Annotated in this window: 22 protein-coding genes and 2 pseudogenes; 6 read left to right on the plus strand and 18 right to left on the minus strand. The window is 67.2% G+C overall.

Annotated elements, in window-relative coordinates:
• Positions 1–338: 338 nt before the first annotated feature.
• From AC1DKV_RS04315 to pilM, 9 genes and pseudogenes are all read right to left on the minus strand, one after another.
• A complete protein-coding gene (locus AC1DKV_RS04315; RefSeq protein ID WP_441618007.1) occupies positions 339–1061 on the minus strand; it encodes a transposase in 723 nt (240 codons plus the stop codon).
• Between the two features lie 148 nt (positions 1062–1209).
• Positions 1210–2367: a deoxyguanosinetriphosphate triphosphohydrolase gene (locus AC1DKV_RS04320; RefSeq protein ID WP_441618005.1), complete on the minus strand. Its 1158-nt coding sequence runs from the start codon at positions 2365–2367 to the stop codon at positions 1210–1212.
• Positions 2368–2417: 50 nt separating this feature from the next.
• A complete protein-coding gene (aroB, locus tag AC1DKV_RS04325; RefSeq protein WP_441618003.1) occupies positions 2418–3524 on the minus strand; it encodes a 3-dehydroquinate synthase in 1107 nt (368 codons plus the stop codon).
• Positions 3511–4122, minus strand: coding sequence for a shikimate kinase (locus AC1DKV_RS04330; RefSeq protein WP_441618170.1), 612 nt, complete (start codon positions 4120–4122; stop codon positions 3511–3513). Before AC1DKV_RS04330 ends, aroB begins: the two co-directional genes overlap by 14 nt.
• A 267-nt stretch (positions 4123–4389) precedes the next feature.
• Complete coding sequence (locus tag AC1DKV_RS04335) at positions 4390–6573, minus strand: type IV pilus secretin PilQ (RefSeq protein ID WP_441618002.1); 2184 nt, start codon at positions 6571–6573, stop codon at positions 4390–4392.
• Positions 6570–7100 carry a pilus assembly protein PilP gene (locus tag AC1DKV_RS04340; protein ID WP_441618168.1) on the minus strand — a complete coding sequence of 177 codons (531 nt, stop codon included), beginning with the start codon at positions 7098–7100 and terminating at the stop codon, positions 6570–6572. Before AC1DKV_RS04340 ends, AC1DKV_RS04335 begins: the two co-directional genes overlap by 4 nt.
• Positions 7100–7786 (minus strand): type IV pilus inner membrane component PilO, encoded by a 687-nt coding sequence (locus AC1DKV_RS04345; protein ID WP_441618001.1) that lies wholly within the window; start codon positions 7784–7786, stop codon positions 7100–7102. Before AC1DKV_RS04345 ends, AC1DKV_RS04340 begins: the two co-directional genes overlap by 1 nt.
• A 2-nt stretch (positions 7787–7788) precedes the next feature.
• Positions 7789–8451: a PilN domain-containing protein gene (locus AC1DKV_RS04350; protein WP_441617999.1), complete on the minus strand. Its 663-nt coding sequence runs from the start codon at positions 8449–8451 to the stop codon at positions 7789–7791.
• Between the two features lie 18 nt (positions 8452–8469).
• Positions 8470–9319, minus strand: a pseudogene (gene pilM / locus AC1DKV_RS04355) (pilus assembly protein PilM).
• Between the two features lie 372 nt (positions 9320–9691).
• On the opposite strand from pilM, the gene AC1DKV_RS04360 reads away from it, so the two are divergent.
• The gene (locus AC1DKV_RS04360; protein ID WP_441617994.1) at positions 9692–12067 is read left to right on the plus strand and encodes a penicillin-binding protein 1A; all 2376 of its coding nucleotides are present in this window, start codon (positions 9692–9694) and stop codon (positions 12065–12067) included.
• 73 nt (positions 12068–12140) lie between these two features.
• Here the strand turns inward: AC1DKV_RS04360 and cyaY are convergent, their stop codons facing one another.
• Positions 12141–12476: an iron donor protein CyaY gene (cyaY, locus tag AC1DKV_RS04365; RefSeq protein WP_441617992.1), complete on the minus strand. Its 336-nt coding sequence runs from the start codon at positions 12474–12476 to the stop codon at positions 12141–12143.
• Between the two features lie 145 nt (positions 12477–12621).
• Between cyaY and AC1DKV_RS04370 the strand changes: the two genes are divergently transcribed.
• Together AC1DKV_RS04370 and lysA are read left to right on the plus strand one after the other, a co-directional pair.
• The gene (locus tag AC1DKV_RS04370) at positions 12622–12867 is read left to right on the plus strand and encodes a hypothetical protein (protein WP_441617990.1); all 246 of its coding nucleotides are present in this window, start codon (positions 12622–12624) and stop codon (positions 12865–12867) included.
• A gap of 2 nt (positions 12868–12869) precedes the next feature.
• Positions 12870–14138 carry a diaminopimelate decarboxylase gene (gene lysA / locus AC1DKV_RS04375; protein WP_441617988.1) on the plus strand — a complete coding sequence of 423 codons (1269 nt, stop codon included), beginning with the start codon at positions 12870–12872 and terminating at the stop codon, positions 14136–14138.
• A 107-nt stretch (positions 14139–14245) separates the two neighbouring features.
• Here lysA and msrQ read toward each other — a convergent pair whose 3' ends face one another.
• The 8 genes from msrQ to AC1DKV_RS04415 all read right to left on the minus strand — a co-directional run bounded on the left by msrQ (position 14246) and on the right by AC1DKV_RS04415 (position 22384).
• A complete protein-coding gene (gene msrQ, locus AC1DKV_RS04380) occupies positions 14246–14950 on the minus strand; it encodes a protein-methionine-sulfoxide reductase heme-binding subunit MsrQ (RefSeq protein WP_441617986.1) in 705 nt (234 codons plus the stop codon).
• Positions 14950–15954 carry a protein-methionine-sulfoxide reductase catalytic subunit MsrP gene (gene msrP, locus AC1DKV_RS04385; protein WP_441617984.1) on the minus strand — a complete coding sequence of 335 codons (1005 nt, stop codon included), beginning with the start codon at positions 15952–15954 and terminating at the stop codon, positions 14950–14952. Before msrP ends, msrQ begins: the two co-directional genes overlap by 1 nt.
• A 132-nt stretch (positions 15955–16086) precedes the next feature.
• Complete coding sequence (locus AC1DKV_RS04390; RefSeq protein WP_441617982.1) at positions 16087–16884, minus strand: anti-sigma factor family protein; 798 nt, start codon at positions 16882–16884, stop codon at positions 16087–16089.
• Positions 16884–17432: an RNA polymerase sigma factor gene (locus tag AC1DKV_RS04395; protein WP_441617980.1), complete on the minus strand. Its 549-nt coding sequence runs from the start codon at positions 17430–17432 to the stop codon at positions 16884–16886. The genes AC1DKV_RS04390 and AC1DKV_RS04395 overlap by 1 nt, the downstream gene beginning before the upstream one ends.
• A gap of 24 nt (positions 17433–17456) precedes the next feature.
• The gene (locus AC1DKV_RS04400) at positions 17457–17897 is read right to left on the minus strand and encodes a COG4315 family predicted lipoprotein (protein ID WP_441617978.1); all 441 of its coding nucleotides are present in this window, start codon (positions 17895–17897) and stop codon (positions 17457–17459) included.
• Between the two features lie 149 nt (positions 17898–18046).
• Positions 18047–19219, minus strand: coding sequence for a c-type cytochrome biogenesis protein CcsB (gene ccsB / locus AC1DKV_RS04405; RefSeq protein ID WP_441618166.1), 1173 nt, complete (start codon positions 19217–19219; stop codon positions 18047–18049).
• 68 nt (positions 19220–19287) lie between these two features.
• Positions 19288–21525, minus strand: a complete 2238-nt coding sequence (locus AC1DKV_RS04410) for a cytochrome c biogenesis protein ResB (protein ID WP_441617976.1) — start codon at positions 21523–21525, stop codon at positions 19288–19290.
• Between the two features lie 199 nt (positions 21526–21724).
• Positions 21725–22384, minus strand: coding sequence for a c-type cytochrome (locus AC1DKV_RS04415; protein WP_441617974.1), 660 nt, complete (start codon positions 22382–22384; stop codon positions 21725–21727).
• A 575-nt stretch (positions 22385–22959) separates the two neighbouring features.
• Here AC1DKV_RS04415 and yihA point away from each other — a divergent pair.
• The 3 genes and pseudogenes from yihA to AC1DKV_RS04430 form a co-directional block, all read left to right on the plus strand.
• Positions 22960–23664, plus strand: coding sequence for a ribosome biogenesis GTP-binding protein YihA/YsxC (gene yihA / locus AC1DKV_RS04420; protein ID WP_477137499.1), 705 nt, complete (start codon positions 22960–22962; stop codon positions 23662–23664).
• Between the two features lie 319 nt (positions 23665–23983).
• Complete coding sequence (gene hemB / locus AC1DKV_RS04425) at positions 23984–24976, plus strand: porphobilinogen synthase (protein WP_441617969.1); 993 nt, start codon at positions 23984–23986, stop codon at positions 24974–24976.
• A gap of 10 nt (positions 24977–24986) precedes the next feature.
• Positions 24987–25359: pseudogene (locus AC1DKV_RS04430) on the plus strand (magnesium transporter CorA family protein); the annotation flags it as partial.

A 25359-nucleotide genomic window follows, 5' to 3' on the forward strand; every position in this document is an offset into this window, starting at 1 on the left:
CTGGCTTGATTCCGGTGAGGGCTGCGCAGCCAGCAAGGCAGGCCGGAACGGGGACCGCACTCTGCCACCTGGGCCGGCCGGAACCGGGAGCGGGATGACGAGAGGACAAGCGGGGCCGCAGCGGCGTACGCAAGCGTGACGCGCCGCACAATGAATGTGGGTGGAGCAACTATAAAAGAATCGTCCCAGTCCCGCAAAAAAAATAAACGGGGTCAGATCATAATTAATCCCGCACCACAACGGGGATGGTGATTATTTGGGGACAGGTTATTTTTTGGTGCACCGCAAGGCGTTTTGTGAGGCGATCGCCCCTTGCCCTGCGCAGCGGGTGTCCGCGCTTACGCAGACCCGGGTTCGGCCTCCCCACCCCCGGCGCCACGACCGGCGGGCCGGCCCTTCGGCAGCGGTTGCACGCGCCGGCTGCCCTGGCGCTCCAGTTGTGCCAGGAAAGCCGCGTCACCAAGCGGCCAGCCGCTGTGGGCGTGGCTGCGCAGCGTCGCCAGCGTCATCGAAGACAAGCCCTCGGCTGCCACCGTGCGATAGTTCGACTGGCGCTCGAACGGTGTATTGCCGAGAGCCCAGTATGCGGAGTGATCGCTTACCAAAGGACTGGCCTCGATGCCGGCGTGATGGCGGTAGCTGCTCCAGCGATCGCCATCCGGCGCGACCACGTCGCCCGCGCGTACCGCATTGCCTTCCACGTACAGCATCGCCTGCAGCATCCAGGCGGCGGGATCGAACACCGCCGAGCGGAAGCGGCCATCCCAGAGGGTGCCGGTGCGGCCGGCGGCGCGGTTGAAATAGCGGGCATAGCGGCGCCCGACCGCCTGCATGGTCAGGCTCAGCGAGTCGGCATGACGCGGGGTGGCCACCAGGTGCACGTGGTTGGGCCGCAGGGCATAGGCATGGATGGCGAGATCGTGTTCGCGCGCCGCCATGCGCAGGCAATCCAGGTAGTGCAGGTAATCGTCGGGACAGAGAAAAACCGGCTGGCGGTTGTTGCCGCGTTGCAACACGAGGGCCGGCAGGCCTGCGGGCGAAAAACGAGGGAGTCGGGCCATGATCGGGGGCGGGATTCGAAGCGGACGCCCTGCCGGACCAGTCGCCGGGGGGGGCGCAAAAACCCGATGATAGCCCAGACGCAGCTTGATCCGTCCCCATTTCATTGGTGGGGCTGCCGCCCCGACGGCGCGCCCTGGCCAGGCTGGCTCAGCCGGCGCCCTCGTGGACCGCGAAGATGCGGCGATGCTCGCGGATCGCGTAGCGGTCGGTCATGCCGGCGATGTAATGCGATATCAGGCGAGACTGGTCGCGGCCTTGCCCGGCCTGGTATTGCGGCGGCAGCAGGCGCGCATCCGCCATGAACACGTCGAACAGGTCGGTGATGATGCGCTGCGCCTTGGCCGACATGCGCATCACCAGGTAGTGCCGGTACAGATGGCGGAACAGGAAACGCTTGAGTGTCGCGGCCTCCTCGCGTACCGCGGCGCTGAAGGCGACCAGCGGGCCGGCAGCGCGCACCGCGTCGATATTGCGCGGGTTGGCCGCGGCGATATTGTGGCTGGTGGTCTCGATCAGGTCGACGATCAGGGTATTGATCATGCGCCGGACGGTCTCGTTGATGGCGCGCCGGCCATTGATGCCGGGGAACGCGGCCATCGCCTCGGCGCGGTGGCGGGCCCACATCGGCACCTCGTCCATCTGTTCGAGCGTGAGCAGGCCGGAGCGCAGGCCGTCGTCGATATCGTGGTTGTTGTAGGCGATCTCGTCGGCCAGGTTGGCCAGCTGGGCTTCCAGCGACGGCTGCGTGCCCTCCATGAAGCGCCGGCCCAGCTCGCCCAGCGCCGACGCATTGACGCGCGAGCAATGCTTGAGCACACCTTCGCGCGTCTCGAAGGTCAGGTTGAGACCGTCGAAGCCGCCATAGCGCTCTTCCAGCTCGTCCACCACCAGCAGGCTCTGCAGGTTGTGCTCGAAGCCGCCGTGATTCTTCATGCAAGTGTTCAGCGCATCCTGCCCGGCGTGGCCGAAGGGCGTGTGGCCGAGGTCGTGGGCCAGCGAAATGGCCTCGACCAGATCCTCGTTGAGCCGCAGGTTGCGGGCGATCGAGCGGGCAATCTGCGCCACTTCGAGGCTATGCGTGAGCCGGGTGCGGAACAGATCACCCTCGTGATTGACGAATACCTGGGTCTTGTACTCCAGCCGGCGAAAGGCCGTGCTGTGAATGACCCGGTCGCGGTCGCGCTGGAATTCGCTGCGCGAGGACGACGGCGGTTCGGCGTGCACGCGTCCGCGCGACTGGGCGGAGCGGGCAGCGTAAGGGGCGAGATGGCTTTCGAGGTCGGTCATGCGGCATCCGGTCGGCATCCGGCCAGAGCGTGCGCGCCGGCCGGGGTTGCGAGGCACAACCGATCGCGTCAGGCGACCGGCGCCTCGGTAGGAGGCCTGAGCACCGCGTGCTGCAGCGTGGCGCGCAGGTCGGAATCCGGAACGGTGGTGATGAAGGCTTCGCCCAGCTTCCTGAGCAGGATGAACTTGACGCTGCCGGCTTCCGCCTTCTTGTCCACTTTCATCAGTTCGATGTAGCGGTCCGTGCCGAGCTCCGGGGCCACCACCGGCAGCATGGCCGCACGCGTGAGCTGCACCAGGCGCGCACGCGTCTCGATATCGATGAAGCCGAGCCGGTGCGACAGGTCTGCCGCCATCACCATGCCGCAGCCCACGGCTTCGCCGTGCAGCCACTCGCCGTAGCCCATGCCCGCCTCGATGGCATGGCCGAAGGTGTGGCCGAAATTGAGGATGGCGCGCAGGCCGCCCTCGCGCTCGTCCTGGGCCACCACGGCGGCCTTGATCTCGCACGAGCGCTGCACGGCCAATGCCATCGTGTCCGGGTCGCAGGCATTGAGCGCGCGGATATTGCGCTCGATCCAGCCGAAATACTCCGCATCCGCGATGGCGCCGTGCTTGATCACCTCGGCCAGGCCGGCGGCCAGTTCGCGCTCCGGCAGCGTGCGCAAGGTGTCGATATCGGCAATCACCGCGTTGGGCTGGTGAAAGGCGCCGATCATGTTCTTGCCCAGCGGGTGGTTGATGCCGGTCTTGCCGCCCACGGAGGAATCCACCTGCGCCAGCAAGGTGGTCGGCATCTGCACGAAGGGCACGCCGCGCATATAACAGGCAGCGGCAAACCCGGTCATGTCGCCCACCACCCCGCCGCCGAGGGCGACCAGCGTGGTCTTGCGGTCGGCGCCCGCGGTCAGCAGCGCGTCGAAGATCAGGTTGAGCGTTTCCCAGTGCTTGAAGGCCTCGCCGTCAGGCAGGGTCACCGTGCGCACGGTCTTGCCGAGCGCGGCCAGCGTGGCCTCGACCCGCGCCGCGTAGAGCGGACCGACGGTCTCGTTGGTGACGATGACGGCATGCTGCCCACGCACGTGGGGACGCAGCAACTCGGCCTGGTCGAGCAGGCCGGTACCGATATGGATGGGGTAGCTGCGCTCCCCCAGGTCGACTTCAAGGGTGATCATCGTGATCCTGGTCCTGCACCGGTAGTGTGTCGGCGTCCGTGCCGTCGTCCCGTCCGGGTTCGCCGGGTTCGCCCGGCTCCCCGGGCTCCTCGGGCTCTTCCGCGGACACGCTGAAACCGGCCATTTCAAGTTGCATCAACACCATATTAGCAAGCTGGGCCACCGAGGGCTTGCCGGTTTCGATGATGAAATCCGCCACCTCGCGGTAAAGCGGGTCGCGCTCCCCATAGAGCGCTTCGAGCCTGCCCTTGGGGTCCGCGGTCTGCAGCAGCGGGCGGTTGCGGTCGTGGCGCGTGCGCAGCCACAGGTCGTGCGGACTGGCGCGCAGGTAGACCACGGTGCCGCGCGCCTTCAGGTGGGCGCGGTTCTCCGGGCGCAGCACCGCGCCGCCGCCGGTGGCCAGCACGATGCCGCTGCGCTGGCTCAGCTCGTCGATCATGTGTGCCTCGCGGTCGCGGAAGCCGGCTTCGCCCTCATGCTCGAAGATGATCGGAATCCGCACGCCGCAACGCGCCTCGAGTTCGTGGTCCGAATCGAAGAAGGGATAGTTCAGGCGCCGGGCCACGGTTCGGCCGACGGTGGTCTTGCCGGCACCCATCAGGCCAACAAAGAAAAGGTTCGGGCGGGTGACTGTCACTGGCGTATCGGGCGGAAGCCGGGTCTCTGGCCGGCCACCGCAGTGGAAAACAGCGTCATCTTCTTATGTCGGAGCATTCCGGGCAAGTGGCAGGAAACGCGCTTGCGGCGGCCCACCCCTCGACCTGCCCCGCTCCCGCGCCCGCCAGCCCGGGCAATAAAAAGGCCGCATCGCGAGCGATGCGGCCTGCCAGTCTACTGCATCCGGCGTATCCGGCGTAGTTCGGGCCTATTTCAGCGAGACGCTCTCGTTGAGCACGCGCGGCGTCAGGAACACCAGCAGCTCGGTGCGGTTGTTGACCTTGGCGCTGTCCTTGAACAGATTGCCCAGGATCGGGATGTCGCCCAGGAAGGGCACCTTGTTGACGTTGGTGGTCTCGGTCTGGCTGTAGATGCCGCCGATCACCACCGTGCCGCCGTTCTCCACCAGCACCTGCGTCTGCACGTGCTTGGTGTCGATGGCGAAGCCCGCAGTGGTCTGGATGCCCACGCTGTCCTTGTTGACGTCCACGTCCAGCAGCACATTGCCTTCGGGCGTGATCTGCGGCGTCACTTCCAGCTTCAGGTTGGCCTTGCGGAACTGCACGGAGGTGGCGCCGCTGGAGGTGGCCGCCTGGTAGGGCAGCTCGGTGCCCTGCTCGATCAGCGCCTTGATATTGTTGGCGGTGACCACGCGCGGGCTGGAGATGATCTTGCCCCGTCCGTCCGCCTCCAGCGCCGAGAGCTCGAGCGCAAGGAAGCGGCCGGCGGTGTTGCTGAACAGGCTCACCGCCACCGAGCTGGGATTCACGCCATTGATCGCCGCCGCCGGCAGGCTCAGCGCCGGGGAGTTGTCCCAGGTGCCGGCCTGCGAGATCGGGTTCGTGACGGGGCTCAGCACGTTGGTAATCGAGTTACCCACGGCCGAACCACTCGTCTTGGACGCAAATCCGAGACGGACCCCCAGGTTGCGGCTGAAGGTGTCGTTGGCCTCGACGATGCGCGCCTCGATGATGACCTGGCGCACCGGGATGTCGATCTTGCCAAGGAAGTTCTGCACTTCTTCGAGCTTGATGGCGATATCCGACACGAACAGCTGGTTGGTGCGGGGATCGGCCGTCAGCGAACCGCGCTTGGACAGCATGCGCGTCGTGCCGGTCGTCAAGCCACCCACGCCACCAAGCGGGGTAATGCTGGACATGGCTCCGGCACCTGCACCGGCACCCACACCGCCAGCAGCGGCCAGTCCGAGCAGCATGCGGCGCACATCCTCCGCGCGCTGGTAGTTGAGCTGGAACACCTGGCTGCGAATCGGTTCGAGATCATTGATCTGCTGCTGCGACTCGAGCTCGAGCTTTTCCTTGGTGGCCAGCTCGGCCTTGGGTGCCACCCACAGCACATTGCCGTTGCGGCGCGAGGCCAGGCCCTTGGCGTCCAGCACGATCTGCAGCGCCTGGTCCCAGGGCACATCCTTCAGGCGCAGCGTCAGGTTGCCCTGCACGCTTTCGCTGGTGATGATGTTGAGGTTGGTGAAGTCGGCGAACACCTGCAGCAGCGAGCGGATATCGATGTTCTGGAAGTTCAGCGAGAGCCGTTCGCCGCGGAAGCCCGCGCCGCTGATCAGCTTGGCCGGATCCTCCTTGACCGGGCGTACCTCGACCACGAACTGCGTATCGGTCTGGTAGGAGCTGTATTCCCAGTTGCCGCGCGGCTCGATCGTCAGGCGCGTGTTGCCGCTGTTGTCGCCGGCGCGCATGCCCTGCACCGGCGTGCCGAAATCGCTGACATCGTAGCGCCGGCGCAGGCCGTCGGGCATGCCGGTGTTGAGGAAGTCGACCACCACGTTCTGGCCCTGCTGCGCGATATTGATGCCGGAATCGCGCGAGGACAGGTCCACCACGATGCGGCCCGCGCCGTCCGGGCCACGGCGGAAATCGATATTGCGCACGGTGGGCCGGTTGGCGGCCATCTGCGACGCCTGCGCCGAGCTCGGCGCGAAGGTCGGCGCCGCCGGGCGCGAGCTCTGCGCCACGTTGTCGAGCAGCACCACGAACTGGTTGCCGCGGACTTCGGTGCGGTAGCTGGCCACGCGCGCGAGATCGAGGACCACGCGCGTGCGGTCGCCGATCTGCACCACGTTGGCGCTCTTGAGCAGCTTGCCGCCGAAGTCGTACTGCGCGCGGCCCGGCGCAAAGCCGGTATCGAGGAAGTCGATGGCAAGCTTGGGCGGGTTCTGCGTGGTGAAATCCGCCGGCTTCTGCGCGAGCGGCCCCGCCATCTCGACCGTGAAGACGGTCTGCTCGCCCAACGCGGTGGCGTCCACGCGCTTGACCGCGTTGCCTGTCGTCGATTGCGCCATCGCTGCCGGCGCGGCCAAGGCAAGCATCATCACCGCGGCGCCCGCAAGCGCCCGGTACCAGCGACCCATGATCATGCCGACCCCTCCAGCTTCAGGCTGGTGATTTTCTCTTTCCACTCGGCTACCCCTTCCCGGACCAATTCGCGCAACACGATCTCCTGATCGTTGATGCGGACCACCCGGCCGTAGTTCTGGCCGAGATACTGCCCCACCTTGACGTGGTGGATCTTGTTGTCTACCTGCACGACGCCATATGTGTCGCCACTCTTCTTCATGGCGCCCAGCATCTTGAAGTTTTCCAGCGGGTAGTCCTCCAGCGGCTCTCGCCGCCGGCCGGACTCCGGCGATTCGGACAAGACCCGGTTGAGGTCGCCGATCTTGTTCTGGGCAAACGGCTCGGGCGCGCTGCGGCCGGCGTAATCGCGCGGCACATAGGGCTTGGGCTCGGGCAGCGGCGCGGGCGGCGGCGCCTTGGCGGCGCGCGCCTGTGCCATCCACTGGCGCAGGCCGTCCTCGTCGCTGGCCCCGCACGCCGCCAGCAGCGCGGCACCCAGCAGCGCACAGGCGCAGGCGCGCACGCATGAAGCCTGGATCGCTGGCATCATTTCTTGGCTCCCGCGGCATTCTTGGCCGCTGCCGCGGTCGCTTCCGCCTTGCGCTGCGCCGCCTGTTCGTCGGCATCGAGCGCGCGGTAGGCCATGGCAACGGCCTCCATCGCCAGCCCGCCGTCCTTGCCCGTGGTGAACTGCAGCCCCTGCATCGACACGATGCGAGACAGCGCGGCCACGTCGGCGTTGAACTGCGCCACGTCGTGATAGCGGCCGGTGACCTTCAGGTTGACCGGGATCTCGGCGAAATAGGGCTTCATCACGGCAGCCTGCGGCTTGAACAGCTCGAACTGCAGGCCGCGCGCCACGCCGGCATGGTTGACGTCCGCCAGCAGCGCGTCCATCTCGGTCTTGTTCGGCAGCTGGCGCTCGACCAGCGCTACGCGCTGCTCCACTTCCGCCTTCTGCTTGCGCAGCGCATCCAGGTTGGCGACCTGCCCCACCTTGCTCTGGTAGGACGCTTTCAGGCTTTCCTGCTCGGCGTGCTTGCGATCGAGCTCGTCGAGCTTGCCGCTCAGGTAGAACTGCCAGCCCAGCACCAGCACCAGCACCGCCGCCAGGACCGCGAACAGCACACGCGGCGCGGCCGGCCAGGTTTCGGGCTCGTTGAGATTGAGGCCGCGGAACTGCGCGGTGAGGTCGTTCAGCGTGGCCAGCGAGATTTCGGAATTGAGTGCCATGGTCAGCCCTTCCCGCCCTGGGCGCCTTGCGCCGCAACACCGCTGGCGGCGCCGGCCTTGCCGTTCTTGCCGCCCTTCGCGTCATCCGGCGTCTCTGGCGCGCGGTAGGCAAAGCGCATGGAGAAGTCGAACAGGCGCCGTTGCTCGCGCAGGTTGTTGGTCATCATCACGGCCTTGGATTCGACCAGCTCGGCCTTGTCCAGCCAGTCCACCAGGCTGAAGTTGCGCAACAGCTCCGACACGCGCTCGTTGGACTGGGCGATGCCGGTCACGGTAAAGGCATCGCCGGTCTGCTTGAGGGTGGTCAGGTAGACGCCCTCGGGCACCTGGCGCACCAGTTCCTCGAGCAGCTGCACGGGCCGGTTGCGTTCGTTCTGCAGGCCTTCGATGGCCTTCTGGCGCTGCAGCAGTCCTTCGATGTCCTTGCGCAGCGAATTGACTTCGCGGATCTGCAGGTCCAGGCGGCTGTTCTCGACGGTGAGCACCTGGTTCAGCCCGGCCACCGCTTCGACGCGGCTGTCGATGTACAGGCCGCCAAGCAGCACCACCAGCGCGCCGGCCCCGGCCGCGCAGCCGAGCAGCGTGTAGACCTTCTTGCGGCGCGAGGCCTTGCGGGCCTCGTGGTACGGCAGCAGGTTGACTGTCGGGATCGTGTTGGTAGGCATGCGGCTTTCCTCGCTGGCTTACTGCAGGCCGCGCAGCGCAAGCCCGGCGCTCACGATGTAGGCCGGCAGGTCGCGCTGGAGATAGCGCTCGTTGACCTTGCCGGCAGTCATCATGTTGGCGAACGGGTTGGCCAGCGTGGTGGTGATCTCGGTCTGCTGCTCGATCGCGGCCTGCACGCCGACCAGCGAGGCATGCCCGCCGGAGAGCAGGATCTCGTCGACCCGGCCGATGCTCGACGCAGACAGGAAGTTGCGCACGGCGCCCTGCACCTCGACCGCCAGCGCTTCCAGCGAAGGCCTGAGCAACTGGGTGCGCCACGATTCGGGCAGCGTGTTCTTGCGCTTCTTGATCTCGGCCTTGAGCGCGTCCAGCGTGAACATGCGCGCCGCGCTCTGGGTGAGCGGCGGCGGTCACGCGTTCCTGCACGCGGTCGCTGTTGGCAGCGGTCACGCGCACGCCGATGCCGCCCTCGGTCTCGCTGGGACCGATCACGGCGAAGTCGAAATTGACGGCCTGGGAGGGGGGATAGAGACGGTGCGCCTCCGATTCCACCTGTACGTAGAGTTCATCCTCGGACAGGTTGTCCGGGAGGCTGACGGTTTGCGATTCCGTCAGCATCGAAGGCACGCCGAGCACAACCTCCTTGCCGCGAATCCCGGCCTTGCCGAGCGCTCGCTTCAGGGCGATGCCCACCGCTTCGATATTGACCACGTTGCCATCGGCAACGGCATTGCGATCCAGCAACTCGCTGGCGCATTTTTCCAGCCGATAGTCGGTCTTGCCACTGCCCACGGACAGCTCGACTACCTTCACGCTGGACGACCCGATGTCCACGCCGACCGTCGTACGGCGCAACAACCCCGACAAGATACCTCGCCGCAAGGTGACCCCCTGACCGTTGAACTCGCCTTGGCTTGCTAGCTCTAATTTGGCGAGTCTGTTTTGTTTCTTGGATGAAACGTTTTGCTCTTTTAGTTGATGGATTCTCACAAAAACGTGGGGCGCTTGCAATGTGCCGGTTTGACCACGATTGCTTTTCGTGAGCACCCCACATAAAGCGTTGTCAAAATCCCACGGAACCCCGCCGCCCCTGCGCTCCGCCCCTCGCCGCGTTTCATGCAGATCTAAATCGCATTACATCTTGTAACAGCCCGATAGCGACGCTCGCGCCACAGCACGTCCGGAGCACCCAATCCCCGGAGATATAATCCCCGGCACCTCTAACTAGGTATTTCCCTTATGGCCACAGCACAACAGAAGCCGTCCCTGCCCGCCCGCCGTCCGATCTGGATGCGGGCAACCTTTTGGGTACTGGGCCTGCTGGTGGCCGGCATCGTGGCGGTGGCGCTGCTGCTCGGATACGCATTGCTGGTGGCGGCACCGAACCTGCCCTCGCTCGACACCATCACGGATTACCGCCCCAAGATCCCGCTGCGCATCTACACGGCCGACAACGTGCTGATCGGCGAGTTCGGCGAGGAACGCCGCAATTTCGTGCCGATCGCCGAGATCCCGGACGTCATGAAGAAAGCGGTGCTGGCCATCGAGGACGACCGCTTCTACGAACACGGCGGCGTGGACTTCGTCGGCGTGCTGCGCGCCGGCCTGGCCAACCTGCGCGGCGGGCTGTCGCAAGGTGCGTCCACCATCACCATGCAGGTGGCGCGCAACTTCTTCCTCTCCAGCGAGAAGACCTATACCCGCAAGCTGTATGAAATGCTGCTGGCCTACAAGATCGAGGCCAACCTGTCGAAGGACCAGATCCTCGAGCTGTACATGAACCAGATCTACCTCGGGCAACGCGCCTATGGCTTCGCCAGCGCGGCCCGGGTGTACTTCGGCAAGTCGATCAAGGACGTGACGCCGGCCGAGGCCGCCATGCTGGCGGGCCTGCCCAAGGCGCCCTCGGCCTACAACCCTGTGGTCAATCCCAAGCGCGCCAAGGTGCGCCAGGAATACATCCTGCAGCGCATGCGCGACCTGCGCTACATCACGCCCGAGCAATATGACAAGGCCATCCACGAAGAGCTGAAAGTGCGCGGCGAGGGCAACGAATTCTCCACCCACGCCGAATACGTGGCCGAGATCGTGCGCCAGCTGATGTACGCGCAATACCGCGAGGAAACCTACACGCGCGGCCTGACGGTCTACACCACGCTCAACAAGCAGGACCAGGACGCAGCCTACGAGGCGGTGCGCTCCGGCATCATGAACTACGAGCGCCGCCACGGCTACCGCGGCCCCGAGGCCTTCATCGACCTGCCCTCCGGCGCCGACGAGCGCGAGCAGGCCATCGACGACGCGCTGCTGGAACACCCGGGCAGCGACGACCTGCGCTCCGCCGTGGTCACCAGCGTGTCCGCCAGGCAGGTCACCGCCACGCTGCTGTCGGGCGAAGTCGCCACCATCGAAGGCCAGGCGCTGCGCTTCATCGCGCCGTCTCTGGCGGCCAACGCGCAGCCCAAGGCCAAGATCCGGCCCGGCGCCATCATCCGCGTGACGCAGGACGAAAAGGGCGCGTGGTCGGTGACGCAGCTGCCCGAGGTCTCGGCGGCCTTTATCTCGCTCAACCCGGAAGACGGCGAGATCCGCTCGATGGTGGGCGGCTTCGACTTCAACCGCAACAAGTTCAACCACGTGACGCAGGCCTGGCGCCAGCCCGGTTCGAGCTTCAAGCCGTTCATCTACTCGGCCGCGCTGGAGAAGGGATTCTCGCCCGCCACCGTGATCAACGACGCCCCGATCTCGATCGCCGACAACGGCGGCCAGGTGTGGGAGCCGAAGAACTACGACGGCAAGTTCGAGGGCCCGATGACCATGCGCCGCGCGCTGGCCAAGTCCAAGAACCTGGTGTCGGTGCGGATCCTGCGCGCCATCGGCACCCAGTACGCCCAGGACTACATCACGCGCTTCGGCTTCGACGCCGACAAGCACCCGGCCTACCTGCCGATGGCGCTGGGCGCGGGCAGCGTCACCCCGCTGCAGATGGCGGGCGCCTACTCGGTGTTCGCCAACGGCGGCTACCGCGTCAATCCCTATCTGATCCACAAGGTGGTCGACGCGCGCGGCAACGTGATCTCCGAGACCAAGCCGCAGCGCGCCGGCGCGGACGCGGTTCGCGTGCTCGATGCACGCACGGCGTTTATCGCCGATTCGATGCTGCGCGAAGTGGTGCGCTCCGGTACGGCCAACAGTGCCAAGCAACGCCTGGGCCGCAACGACCTGGCCGGCAAGACCGGCACCACCAACGACGCCGTTGACGCCTGGTTCGCCGGCTACACGCCCAAGCTGGTGGCGATCGCATGGATGGGCTACGACCAGCCCAAGAGCCTGGGCGTGCGCGAAACCGGCGGCGGCCTCGCGCTGCCGATCTGGGTGGGCTATATGGGCAAGATGCTCAAGGGCGTGCCCGAGATCCCCGAGCGGCAGGCGCCCGAGGGCGTGGTCATGGTGGCCGGCGACTGGACCTTCGAAGAAAATGCCGGCGGCGCCGGCGTGGCTTCGGTGGGGCTGGGCGATCCGTGGCCCGGCAAGCCGGACGAGAGCTCGCAGTCCCCGGCTGACGTGGAAGGCGAGAAGAAACGGATCCTGGAGATGTTCGGCGGCGGCGGCTGAGCCGCGCCCGACGGGATCGTTCCGTATCAGTGCTATCAGTGCCGGCGTTCGCCAGGACGCCGGCACACAGCACTCAGACCAGCTTCAGCTTCACCCCGGCCTGCTGGCTCACGTAGTCCGACAGCGCCGCATACAACTCCCCTCCCCCGCGCGTATCCAGCCATTGCCGGCCATCATGGCGGAAATGGAAGCCGCCCGAACGCGCCGCCACCCACAGCTCCTGCATCGGCGCCTGGCTGTTGACGATGATCTTGGAACCGTCTTCGAATTCCAGCTCGATCAGGTTGCCGGCGCGGTTGATTTCGATGTCGGCATCGGCCGCGTCGGCGGCCGATTCCACCGCGCTCTCCAGCCTGTCCAGCTCTTGCTGGGCCAGGGCCAGGAACTCGCTTTCACTCATGGGGGGCATGCTAAACTCCAAGACCGCCCGGCCAGCGCCACTCGCGTGTCGCCCGGCCGGTAGCGTGTTGAATCAAGTTTCGTATTTTCGTTGGTCCCGCCAGCCCGGGCCCCGCTGCGGGGACGGGTCGGGACGACTCTTCTAGGACGACCCGATGTTGCGTCGTGTTGCGATTGTATCGGCGATTGCCGCCAGCCTTGCGATGCCCCTGCTCTCGGGATGCGGCATCCGCGGCCCGCTGACGATGCCCCGGCCACCGGCCGCGCCGGCCAAGCCGGCCGTGCCGGACCCCGGCCTGGGCAATCCGAGCTTGCCGAACGTGCCCAGTCCCGCCCCCGCGGCGCCCGCCCCGGCCACCGATACCGCGCCGGCCCCGGCCGCCACCCCCACCGCCAAGTAACCATGACCGCCTTCTTCCATCGCCACGACGGCGCGCTTGCCGTCGAGCACGTACCGCTCGCGCGTATCGCTGCCGAATACGGCACCCCCACCTATGTGTACTCGCGCGCCGCGCTGAGCGCCGCCTACCAGGCTTACGCCGCGGCGTGCCAGGGCCGCCGCGCGCGCGTGCAGTACGCCATGAAGGCCAACTCCAACCTGGCCGTGCTGCAGGTCTTCGCCAAGCTCGGCGCAGGCTTCGACATCGTGTCCGGGGGCGAGCTGCAGCGCGTGCTGGCGGTGGGCGGAGATCCGCGCAAGGTGGTGTTCTCGGGCGTGGGCAAGACCGCCGCCGAGATGGAACTCGCGCTGTCGCACGACGTGCTGTCGTTCAACGTGGAATCGATCCCCGAGCTGGACCGCCTGAACGCCGTGGCCGGCCGCATGGGCAAGCGCGCGCGCGTGTCGCTGCGCATCAACCCGGACGTGGACGCCAAGACCCACCCGTATATCTCCACCGGCCTGAAGGGCAACAAGTTCGGCGTGGCCTTCGAGGACGTGCTGCCGACCTACCGTGCCGCGGCCGCGCTGCCGCACCTGGAAGTGGCCGGCATCGACTGCCACATCGGCTCGCAGATCACCGAGGTCTCGCCCTACCTGGAAGCACTGGACAAGGTGCTGGACGTGGTCGAGGCGCTCGAGCGCGAAGGCATCAAGCTCGAGCACATCGACGTCGGCGGCGGTCTCGGCATCACCTATGACGACGAGACTCCGCCGGACATCACCGGCTTCGCCCGCACCCTGCTCGACCGCGTGGCCGAGCGCGGCCATGGCCATCGCGAAGTGCTGTTCGAGCCGGGCCGCTCGCTGGTGGGCAATGCCGGCGTGCTGCTGACGCAGGTGGAATTCCTCAAGCCGGGCGCGGCCAAGAACTTCTGCATCGTCGACGCGGCCATGAACGACCTGGCGCGCCCCGCCATGTACGAGGCCTACCACCGCATCGAACCCGTGCAGTTGCGCGAAGCGGCACAGGTCGCGCCCGTGACCTACGACATCGTCGGCCCCGTGTGCGAATCCGGCGACTGGCTCGGCCGCGACCGCGCGCTGTCGGTGCAGCCGGGCGACCTGCTGGCAGTGATGTCGGCCGGTGCCTACGGCTTCGTCATGAGCTCCAACTACAACACCCGCCCGCGCGCGGCCGAGGTGATGGTCGACGGCGACGACGTGCACCTGGTGCGTGGCCGCGAACGCGTGGAAGACCTGTTCCGCGACGAGCGCCTGCTGCAGGGCTGACCCACTCGCCCGCCGGCCCGCGCCGCTTGGCGCACCAGGGCTGGCGCGTGGTGGTGGCCGACAGCGCTATCTCTGACGCCCGCCGTCTGGCTGGGTGCGTGCGTGCCTCAGCGGCGTGCCGGCTGCGGCGCCGGCCTGCGCCACCACCACCAGACCCGCATGGCGAGCAGGACGAACACCACCGCGGCGTAGATCGATACCGTGCCGAAATCGTGCTTGCCCGCCTTGTGCCACCAGAAGTGCAGGATGCCCAGCACCACAATGGCGTAGATGGAGCGATGCAGCCATTGCCAGCGCTTGCCGCCCAGGCGCCTGACCATGGCGTTGGTCGAGGTGGCCGCCAACGGCACCAACAGCACGAAGGCGGCAAACCCCACCGTGATGAACGGACGCTTGGCGATGTCCTTGATCATGTAGGCCACGTCGAAGCCCCGGTCCACGGCAAGCCACAGCAGGAAATGCTGCAGCCCGTAGAAGAAGGCGAACAGGCCTAGCATGCGCCGCAGGCGGACCAGCCAGTTCCAGCCGCTCAGCCGCCGCAGCGGCGTCACCGCCAGCGTGGCGCACAGCATCACCAGGGTCCACGTGCCGGTCGAGCGCGTGACGAACTCAAGCGGGTTGGCGCCGAACTGACCGGTGAAGCCGAGCAGCAGCAGGCGCAGGAAGGGCAGCAGCGCCAGCAGCCACACGGCCGCCTTGACGGCGCGCACGCGGCCGGGAGCCAGGCCCGCCTGACCCGCTTGCCCGGCCCGGCGCGCGGGACGCGCCCCAGGCGCCGCGACGCGCGGCGGGGACAAGTCCGGCGTCGCCATCAGAAGAACTTCCTCAGGTCCATGCCCTGGTACAGCGACGCCACCTGCGGCGCGTAGCCGTTGAACGGCAGCGTCTTGCGCTTGGGTGCGAACAGGGCGCTGAAGCCGCCACCGCCCTTGTCCTCGCCGATGCGGCGCTCGGTGGCCTGGCTCCAGCGCGGATGGTCCACTTCCGGGTTGACGTTGGAATAGAAGCCGTATTCCTGTGCCGCGGCCAGGTTCCAGCTGGTGCTGGGCTGCTTGTCGACAAAGCGGATCTTGACGATGGATTTGGCGCTCTTGAAGCCGTATTTCCACGGCACCACCACGCGCACCGGCGCGCCGTTCTGGTTGGGCAGCACCTCGCCATAGAGGCCGAATGCGAGCAGCGTCAGGGGATGCATGGCCTCGTCCATGCGCAGGCCCTCGGTGTACGGCCAGTCAAGCACGCGGCTGCTGACGCCGGGCATCTGCTTCTTGTCGTCGAGGGTGACGAATTCCACGTACCTGGCCCCGGCCTGCGGCTCCACGCGGCGGATCAGCTCGGCCAGCGAATAGCCGCTCCACGGGATCACCATCGACCAGCCTTCGACGCAGCGCAGGCGATAGACGCGCTCCTCCAGCGGCATCAGGCGCAGCAGTTCGTCGATATCGTAGACCTTGGGCTTCTTCACCAGGCCTTCGACGGCGACCTGCCACGGCCGCGTGCGCAGGGTGCCGGCATTGCGCGACGGATCGGACTTGTCGGTGCCGAATTCGTAGAAATTGTTGTACGTGGTGATGTCCTCGTACGACGTGCGCTTTTCCGGCACCACGTAGGCGTTGTTGGGCGTCGCCGGCAGCTTCTGCCCGTGTGGCGTCTGGGCCAGCGCCCGGCGCGAGAACCAGGGCGTGAGCGTGCCCCCGACGGCACCTGCCGCCGCCATTGCCATCAGGCGCCGACGGGCATCGAAGACGCCGCGCGGCGTGATCTCGCTGGCGGCGATATCGTCGCCGCGCAGCCATTTTGGAGAGGGAATCAGCATCGTTATGGTTCCTCGTTGCATGCTTGTTCGCGCACACCTGCCCACGGGAGGCCGCCTGCGCGATCGGATCTCATGCTCAGTCGCTTGGTGCGGACGAATCCTGACAGCTTTTTCGCGTCCGCGTCGGCGGGCTCAGCCGCCCTGGTACTGGTGGTACACGGCTTGCGCGAGCGCCAGCAACGCGGCACGCCCGAGCGGGCCGGCCAGGGCGAAGCCGAGGTCGCGGTCCACCCAGTAGAACGCCGTGGTGCCGGGGGTGCCGGGCAGGCTCTCCAGCCGGAAGGCGGTGTCGGGGGTGCCGGACGCCATGTGCCGCAGCTGCAACGAGACCCGGTTGCCGTCATCGGCCTCGTACATGAGGATGGCGGACGGGCCGCCTTCGGCCACGCCCAGGCGCCCGCCGATCAGGCGAAAGCCCTGGGCACGCAGGTCGGGCACGCGCAGCGGCGCGCCAAGCCGCTTGGACAGCCAGGCGACCAGGTGCGTCTCGTCCACCGCGGCAACCTCGACCGGATGTCGCACCTCGGGCGCGTAGACTACGTGGCTGGCCAGCGCATCGCGCGCGAAGCGCTCGACCGAAGGCGTCCTGGCGGCGAGGACATCGGCACGCCCATGGGCCAGCCAGCCGGCCGCGCCGCCGATCGCCAGCGACGCCAGGCTCGCGGCCAGCGCCATGCCCCAGCCCGCCATGCGCCGTGCCGGCCCGGCGGCGCGGCCTTGCAGCCTCGGGGGCAGCGCGCGCAGGGGCACGGCTTCATTGAGCACGCCATCCAGCGCGGCGTGCAGCTCTCCGGTCTGGCGGCGCCATGCGCTGACCCGCGCGGCGGCCTCGGGATGGGCCGCCAGGAACGCTTCCACCTCGGCGCGGCGGGCCGGGTCGAGCTGGCCGTCCGCATAGGCGTGGAGATCGGTTTCGCTGATCGGGGACATCACTTGACTCGCTGCAGACCATGCACGCCACCGGCGGCGCCGGCGTGTGGCGCGGCCGGGCTGCCATCGAGCAGCTCGCGCATCTGCTCGCGCGCGCGCGCCAGGCGCGACATCACCGTGCCGACCGGCACGCCCAGCAATTGCGCCGTCTCGGCATAGGTGAACTGCTCCAGGCCAACCAGCAGCATCACCGCGCGCTGGGCTTCGGGCAGGCGGGCGAGCGCCCTCTCCAGGTCCAGCCCGAGGGCGGGTCCGGGCGCAGCACTGGGTACGTCGGGAAGGGTGTCGGCAAAGGTCACGAGATCGGCACGCCGGTAAGCATTGATGCGCAGCCTGTGCATCATCGTCAGCAGCCAGGACAGCAACCCGTCGGCGCCGTCGCCCCACCAGGCGCCGGTGCGCAGGCGAAAGCGCCAGCGGTAGCGCAGGGCGCGCTCCAGCGTGTCCTGCACCAGGTCGTCGGCGCTCGCCGCGTCCCCGGTCAGGCCGCGCGCGTGGCGCCGCAGGCGCGGCGCCAGCGCGACCAGCTGGCGGTCGAAGCCGTCCATGCCCTCAGGCTGCACGCGCCGCGTTCAGGGCGTGGCGACGTGCCAGACGTTGTTGAAGTTGTCGCCAGTGCGGTCGCCCGGCTTGGCATCCTTGGCGAAGCGGTACAGCGGCTTGCCGCGGTAGGCCCACTGCTTGGAACCATCGTCGCGCGTGATGATGGTGTAGCTGCCCATGGCGCTGGTGCCCGGCGAGGCCATCAGCGGCGGCCAGTTGGTGGAGCAGGCGCCGTTGCACACGCTCTTGTCGCCGCCGTCGCGATCGAAGGTATAGAGCGTCAGGCCTTGCGGATCGGTCAGCGCACCGTTGGCGACCTTCACCGTGGGCGGCATATTGCCGCCGCCACCGCCCATGCCACCCATGCCCGAACAGGCGGACAGCAGTACGGCGGAGCAGGCCAGGGCGAGCGCGGCAGGACGTGACAGCGAAGTCAGGGACGGGAAAGCGGAAAGACGGGAACGGGCCATGATGGGTGTCTCCATGCGATTGCGATGCGGCGCCGCCAGCCGGCGCCGTCCCTTCAGTAAACACCGGATGTGACGACTTTATTCCATATGGGCGAAAAAAAACCCGCCGGGTTCTCGGCGGGCTTTCTTCTTGCAGCGCAGCATCCGGATCAGAGTTCGCCGTAGCTATGCAGGCCGGAGAGGAACATGTTGACACCAAGGAAGGCGAAGGTCGTCACCAGCAAGCCCACCAGCGCCCACCACGCCGCCATCGTGCCGCGCAGGCCCTTCATCAGGCGCATGTGCAGCCAGGCCGCGTAGTTGAGCCAGACGATGAGCGCCCAGGTCTCCTTCGGATCCCAGCTCCAGTAGCCGCCCCAGGCCTCGGCCGCCCACAGCGCGCCGAGGATGGTGGCGATGGTGAAAAAGGCAAAGCCCACGGCGATGGCCTTGTACATCACATCGTCCAGCACTTCGAGCGCGGGCAGGCGCTCGGCGAGGATGCCGTGCTGCTTGAGCAGGTACGCCACCGAGACCATCGCAGCCAGGGCGAAGGTGCCATAGCCGATGAAATTGGCGGGCACGTGGATCTTCATCCACCAGCTCTGCAGCGCGGGCACCAGCGGCTGGATCTCGCTGGCGTCGCGGCTGACCGTGTACCAGAGCAGGAAGCCGACCGCGGCCGACACCACCAGCATCACGAACGGCCCGAGCGCGCGGGTGGCGTAGTGGCCTTCGTAGTACAGGTAGAACAGCGAAGTGATCAGCGTGAACAGCACGAACACTTCGTAGAGGTTGGAGATGGGAATGTGGCCGATGTCGGCGCCGATCAGGTACGACTCGTACCAGCGCACCAGCATGCCGGTGAAGCCCAGCACCACCGCCGCCCACGCCATCTTGCTGCCGATCTGCAGGCCGGTCTCGGCGCGCGCCAGCAGGCCGCCCCAGTAGAACAGCGTGGACAGGAACACCAGCGCGCTCATCCACAGGATGGCCGACTGGCTCGACAGGAAGTACTTGAGGAAGAAAGCCTGCTCGGCACGCGCGAGCTGGCCGTGATAGAGCTGGATGGCGAACAGCGACAACACCGCCAGTGCCACCATCAGCAGCCGCAGCGGCTTCCAGTGCCAGCCCAGCAGCGCAAAGGTGGGCACCGCGGCGATCAGCACGCCCTTGTCGTAGACGTTCATCCACTCGCCGTAGCGCGTGAGCGCGAAGCCCGCCCCCACTGCCAGCAACAGCGCGAACAGCCAGTCGGCCCATCCCAGCCGGCGCAGGAAGGACGGTTCCAGGTAAGCCTGGTCGGCACCGTCTGCGGCACGTGCGGGCGCGCTCGCCGGCATCGCCGTCCTGGCCTGATTCACATTCGAAGACATAGTGGTTCCTGCTTGATTGCGGGGGCTGGCCTCGTTCAATGCGTGGCCGGCTTGCCCTTGCCGGCGTCGCCGGCGTCAACTGCATCACCTGCGCTGCCGGCTGCCCTGCCGACGTCATCGCGCAGGGCGGCAAATTCCTTCTCGAAATCCAGCGTTCGGCGCTGGGTGGACATGGCCATCAGCACGTGGCTGGCTGCGCCCTGCCCGTCTTTGCCGTCCCCGGCGGCCTCGGTATCCGCCGCCGCGGCGCCCCGATCCTTGACCCAGACCCAGACCCGGCGCTCGCGGATGTAGAACATCGAGAACACGCCCAGCACCAGCAGCAGACAGCCAAGATACACGATGTTCTTTCCTGGTGCACGGGTCATCTGGAACACGCTGGCCTTGACCTCGGTGAAGTCGTCGAGCTGCAGGAAAACCGGTGCCGTGTAGAAGAAGCCGTCGGACAGGGCGTTGATCGCCTGCTGCAGGAAAGCGCCGCTCTGGGCACTGTTGGGCACGACCGGCAGCTTGTCCTGGGCGCGCGCCAGCTGCCACAGCTCCCACATCGCGCCATTGAGGATCTTGAGCAGGACGTCGGCCGCCTTCTGCTGCTCGGCCGGCGGCACCGACTTCTCCAGGAACCCGGCGATGGCGGTGAAGCCGCCCGGCGGCGCCTGCGGATTGCTGCGCGCGGCGCCGGCAAACAGGTCGAGCGCGCGCAGCGCGCTTTCGGCCAGCTGGCCGCGCAGGGTCTCGCGATCGGCGCCCGGCATCGAGGCGAGCGCGAAGCGGCGCGCCGCCTCGCCGCGCAGCGCGCGGTCCTGCAAGGCGGCGCGCAGGCGCATCCAGTCCGCCACGCTGTTCTGCTCGTCGGCGGGAATGCGCAGGTAGCGGAACGGCTCGCTGGGCGAGTCGCGCATGCCGGCCAGGAAGACCGTCTGGCCGTCCAGCTGCACCGGCACCATGTAGTTGTTGAACTCGCGCGCCTGGCCGTTGCGGTCGCGCAGCTTGTACTGCACCGACGGGCCCACGTTGCGCAACTCCTTCGCGCGCTCGGGATTGACGGCCGAGCCGAGGTGGGATTCGAGCTTCTCATTGAACGACTTGCGCGCCACGCCGCGTGCGTCGGGCTTGCCGGAGGCGTCGGTGACGTTCTCGATATTCATCAGGCGGAAGTCGCTGAACTCCACCGTGAGGCCCTCGGCATCCGCGGCGCTGCCGGTACCGGCGAGCGGCGTGTTGGCACCCACGGTGCCGGCGAAGGCGAAGGTCTTGTCGCTGCCGCCCTGCATCGGGTAGCCGACGAATTTCAGCCTGGAGCCGCCGTCCTCGAAGCTCGACTGGTAGATGGCCACGCCATCCACCACCAGCGGCTCGTTGACCTTGACCGTGGCCTCGGTGCGGCGGCCGGTGGCGCGGTCGGTGATGATCACGTCGGAGGCGAACAGCTTGGGCATGCCGGTCGAGTAATGCTCGACCGTGAATTTCTTCAGCGTGATATTGAACGGCAGGTCCTGCACCAGCGCGCCGTCCGCGATATTGAGGATGGCGGTGGACACCGTCGAGCCTTCCGGCACGAAGGCATTGCCGCGGAAGCCCGGATTGTTGACCGACAGGCGGTGCTGCGGCGGGATGTCGTTGATCACGGCATTGCCGCTGATCGGCGTCTTGCCGCCGAACCACATCTGCGCGCGGATCAGCATGTCGCCGTCGAGCAGGCCGCCGATGCAGATCACCACGATGGCCGTATGCGCGAGGATATAGCCGAGCTTGTTGGCCGCGCCCGCCTTGGCGGCCAGCAGGGTGGCGCCCTCATGCGGCACGGTCTTGATGCGGTAGCCCCGGTTGGCCAGCAGCGCGGACAGGCGCGCCACCGCGTCGGCGCGCGGCCGGCCGGCATCGAACTCGGCGCGGTGATGGAAGGCACGCAGGCTGCGCTCTCGCACATGGTCCTTCCACGAGCGCATGTCGTTGACCATCTTGGGCGCGTTGCGGGTCAGGCACAGCGAGGTGGAGATCACCAGGAAGGCCAGGATCAGAAGGAACCACCAGGAGCCGTAGACCTTCTGCAGCGACAGCGTGTGGAACAGGTCGGCCCAGAACGGCCCGAACTGGTTGACGTAGTTGGGATACGGCTCGTTTTGCTTGAGGACCGTGCCCACCACGCTGGCGATGGCGATCACCGTCAGCAGCGCAATGGCGAAACGCATCGACGACAGCAGCTCCACCGCGTCGCGCAGCAGGCGGTGGGAGGTCTTCAGGTGCAGTCCTGAGGTGGAAGCGCTCGACATATGCAGTGTGGCCCTGGGCCATCAAATAAAAAGAGGGTGGACTTGCTCGCGCAGGCCACCCTCTTCGATTGCTGCCGGCCGCTTGCTTGCGCCGGCGCGGAACGACTTGGTGAGGTTGTTTTCAGGGAGAAGCCTGGCGACAGTACCGCAGGCGCGGCCAGCAGCGCAATGACGCCAGGGTTTCGTCTGAACTGACCTCTCAACGCACGCCGGCGACGTAGTCGGCGACAGCCTTGATCTCGGCGTCCGACATCTTGGCGGCGATCGTGGTCATCACGGAATTGTTCTTGCGCGTGCCCTGGCGGAACGCGACGAGCTGGGCCTCGGTGTACTCGGACCACTGGCCGCCGATGCGCGGGTACTGGGCCGGGATGCCGGAGCCGTTGGGGCCGTGGCAGGCCGCGCAGGCCGGCACGCCCTTGGCGGCGATGCCGCCACGGTAGATCTTCTGGCCGGCTTCGATGGTGTCCTTGTTCTTGGCGGTGGCGGGCTTCAGGGCCTGCTTGGCCAGGTAGGCGCCGACGTCCTTCATTTCCTGATCGGACAGGGCGGCCGCGTACGGCGACATGATGGCGTTGCTGCGGCTCTTGGCCTTGAAGTCGTCGAGCTGCTTGTGGACGTATTCGGGATGCTGGGCGGCCAGCTTCGGATTGGCGGCGCCGCCGCTGTTGCCGTTGGCGCCGTGGCAACTCAGGCAGGCGGGCACATTGCGATCGGGGGCACCTTGCGTGTACAGCGTTTCGCCCTTGGCCGGGTCGGCCTTCGCGGCGGGCTGCTCGGCTGCAGATGCCAGACCCGTCATGGCGGTTGCAGGCAGAGCCAGCGCCACGACAGCCAGAAGTTTCGCAATGCGGTTCATTCGCACACCTTGTCTGAATTGTTTTGAATTCCACGGAGCACGCCGTTCAGCCCCCTGCCCGCGGTGAGGACGCGCAGGACTGGGACTTTGACATCGGAAATTCATCACGACGGCCGCCCGGCCGCCTGAACAGACAACGCCCAGACGCGACCCGGATGGCGCCACGCCCGTGCGAACGAATCGATCGGATGTGGCGGACCGTGCGAATATCCAGGTAGCAGACCCCCGGCCCTTGCTTGCCTCGCTGTGCCGGCGCCGGTTCTTGGCGCCGCCGCAACGAGACCGGAACTGAGAGGCCGCGCTACCACGATGGAACGGACACGCAAGGCTTCCCTCCTGAAATGACGCGGGCCAAGGATGCCACGCGTCACCCAATCGGGAGGCCGTTAACCGCGTTATTGTACAATAAATCGTGTGCCGGATAGAGGATGTGCGCGCCGCGACGCGGCCCGACGTCACCCCCGGCCAATCAGGCGGCATATGTGCCGCCCGCCTCACTCACATCGGCGCGATCACGCCGGCAGCTCCAACGTCTCGCGCCCAGCTGCCGCCGACCCGCCTCATTGCCCACGCGCATGTCCCTCCTACATCAGGCCCGCTTCTTCGTCACCGTCAACCACCTGCGCGACCTGCCTGCCACGGCGGTGCCGGAAGTGGCCTTTGCCGGCCGCTCCAATGCCGGCAAGTCGACCGCCATCAATATCCTGTGCAACCAGAAGCGGCTGGCCTTCTCTTCGCGCACGCCGGGCCGCACGCAGCACATCAATTATTTCTCGGTGGCGCCCGTCAAGGCGCCGGATCCGCTGGCCTTCCTGGTCGACCTGCCCGGCTACGGCTACGCACAGGTATCGGGCTCGGCCAAGTTCCACTGGCAGGGGCTGCTCAGCGACTACGTCCAGACCCGCACGCAACTGGCCGGGCTGGTGCTGATGATGGACGCGCGCCGGCCGTTTACCGACCTGGATTGCCAGATGGTGGAGTGGTTCCTGCCCACCGGCCGCCCGATCCACGTGCTGCTGACCAAGGCGGACAAGCTGACCAACAGCGAGAATGCCCAGGCCTTGCGCGAAACGCGCAAGGTGCTGGCCGGCTACGCCGAACAGCTCGACACGCCGGTGCCGCTGACCGCGCAGCTGTTCTCCAGCCTCAAGCGCCGCGGCATCGAGGAAGCCCAGCGCGTGGTGGCCGGGTGGATGGCGTTGCCCGAGGCGCAACCGCCGGTGGCGCCCGGCACGGAGCCCGCGCCTGCCGAAGGCGCGCCCGGCCCCGCCACGGAATAGGCTCCGGCGCGTACCCGCCGCTGCGCAAACCGCGCCCGCGCGCGGCGGCGAGGCGACAAAAACGCAAGGCAAAAAAAACCCCGTTGCAAGCAACGGGGGCGAACTTTCCCGCCGGTTGAAGGCGGGTACCCGCTCAGGGAGGAGTAGCGGGGGACGCTGCATCACGCAAGCGCAACACAGAGTGTCCGCGAGTATGATAGCGGGCACGATCAAAAGTTTAGTTTTTCTTTCGGAGCGGCCTGCTCGAGCACTCGCCAGCCAATCGCGGCCGGCGGCGCGGCCACTCCCGCCATTCCTTCCGATCCCTCATCCTCAAGCCATGTCCACTTTCCCCGAGTACCGTCCACGCCGCATGCGCCGCGATGACTTCTCGCGCAGGCTGATGCGCGAAAACCGCCTGTCGCCGGACAACCTGATCTACCCGGTTTTCATCCTCGACGGCCAGAACCAGCGCGAAAGCGTGGCGTCCATGCCGGGCGTGGAGCGCGTCTCGGTGGACCTGCTGCTGCCGGTGGCAGAGGACTGCGTCAAGCTGGGCATCCCGGTGATCGCGCTGTTCCCGGTGATCGACCCGGCGCTGAAGACGCCGGACGGCATCGAGGCCACCAACGCCGAAGGCCTGATCCCGCGCGCCGTGCGCGCGCTGAAGGACCGCTTCCCCGAACTCGGCGTGCTGACCGACGTCGCGCTGGATCCGTACACCAGCCACGGCCAGGACGGCGTGCTCGACGACAACGGCTATGTGATCAACGATGTCACGGTCGAGATCCTGGTCAGGCAGGCGCTCACGCAGGCACAGGCCGGCGTGGACATCGTGGCGCCGTCGGACATGATGGACGGGCGCATCGGCGCGGTGCGCGCCGCGCTGGAGGACAACGGCCACATCCATACCCGCATCATGGCCTATTCGGCCAAGTATGCCTCGGCGTTCTACGGCCCCTTCCGCGACGCGGTGGGCTCGGCGGCGAACCTGGGCAAGGGCAACAAGATGACCTACCAGATGGATCCGGCTAATACCGACGAGGCTCTGCGCGAAGTGGCGCAGGACATCATGGAAGGCGCCGACATGGTGATGGTCAAGCCGGGCATGCCGTACCTGGACATCGTGCGCCGCGTGAAGGACGAGTTCCGCTTCCCCACCTACGTCTACCAGGTCAGCGGCGAGTACGCGATGCTCAAGGCCGCCGCGCAGAATGGCTGGCTGGATCACGACAAGGTCATGATGGAATCGCTGCTGGCCTTCCGCCGCGCCGGCGCCGACGGCATCCTGACCTATTTCGCGCGCGACGCCGCCCGCCTGCTCACGCGCTGAACCGGCCCGGATGCAGCTGCTAGGTTTTTCCGCCAGCCAGGTCCACCAGCTCGCCTCGCTCGACGAGGCGCGCGACTTTCTCGCCGGCAACGCAGCGGCCCGCTTCGTGTGGGTCGACACGCCGATCGAGGAGGTCAGCGCGGCGCCGGCGGCCTGGCGCGACAGCGTGCAGGCGCTCACCGGCGCGCCGGTGCTGGACCTGCACCTGATCGACGCCACCAATCCTGCGCATCCGTCGTATTTCGATACGACCCATGCGTACGACATGGTGATCTTCCGCAAGCTCACCTTCGAGACCAGCCGGCTGATCGCCGAGGCGGGCGGCGAGTCCGCGGCGAGCGCGGCGGCACCGGTCGCGGCGAATCCGCAGACGCTGCCGGACC

It is taken from the genome of Cupriavidus sp. 05T41 (assembly GCF_056396525.1).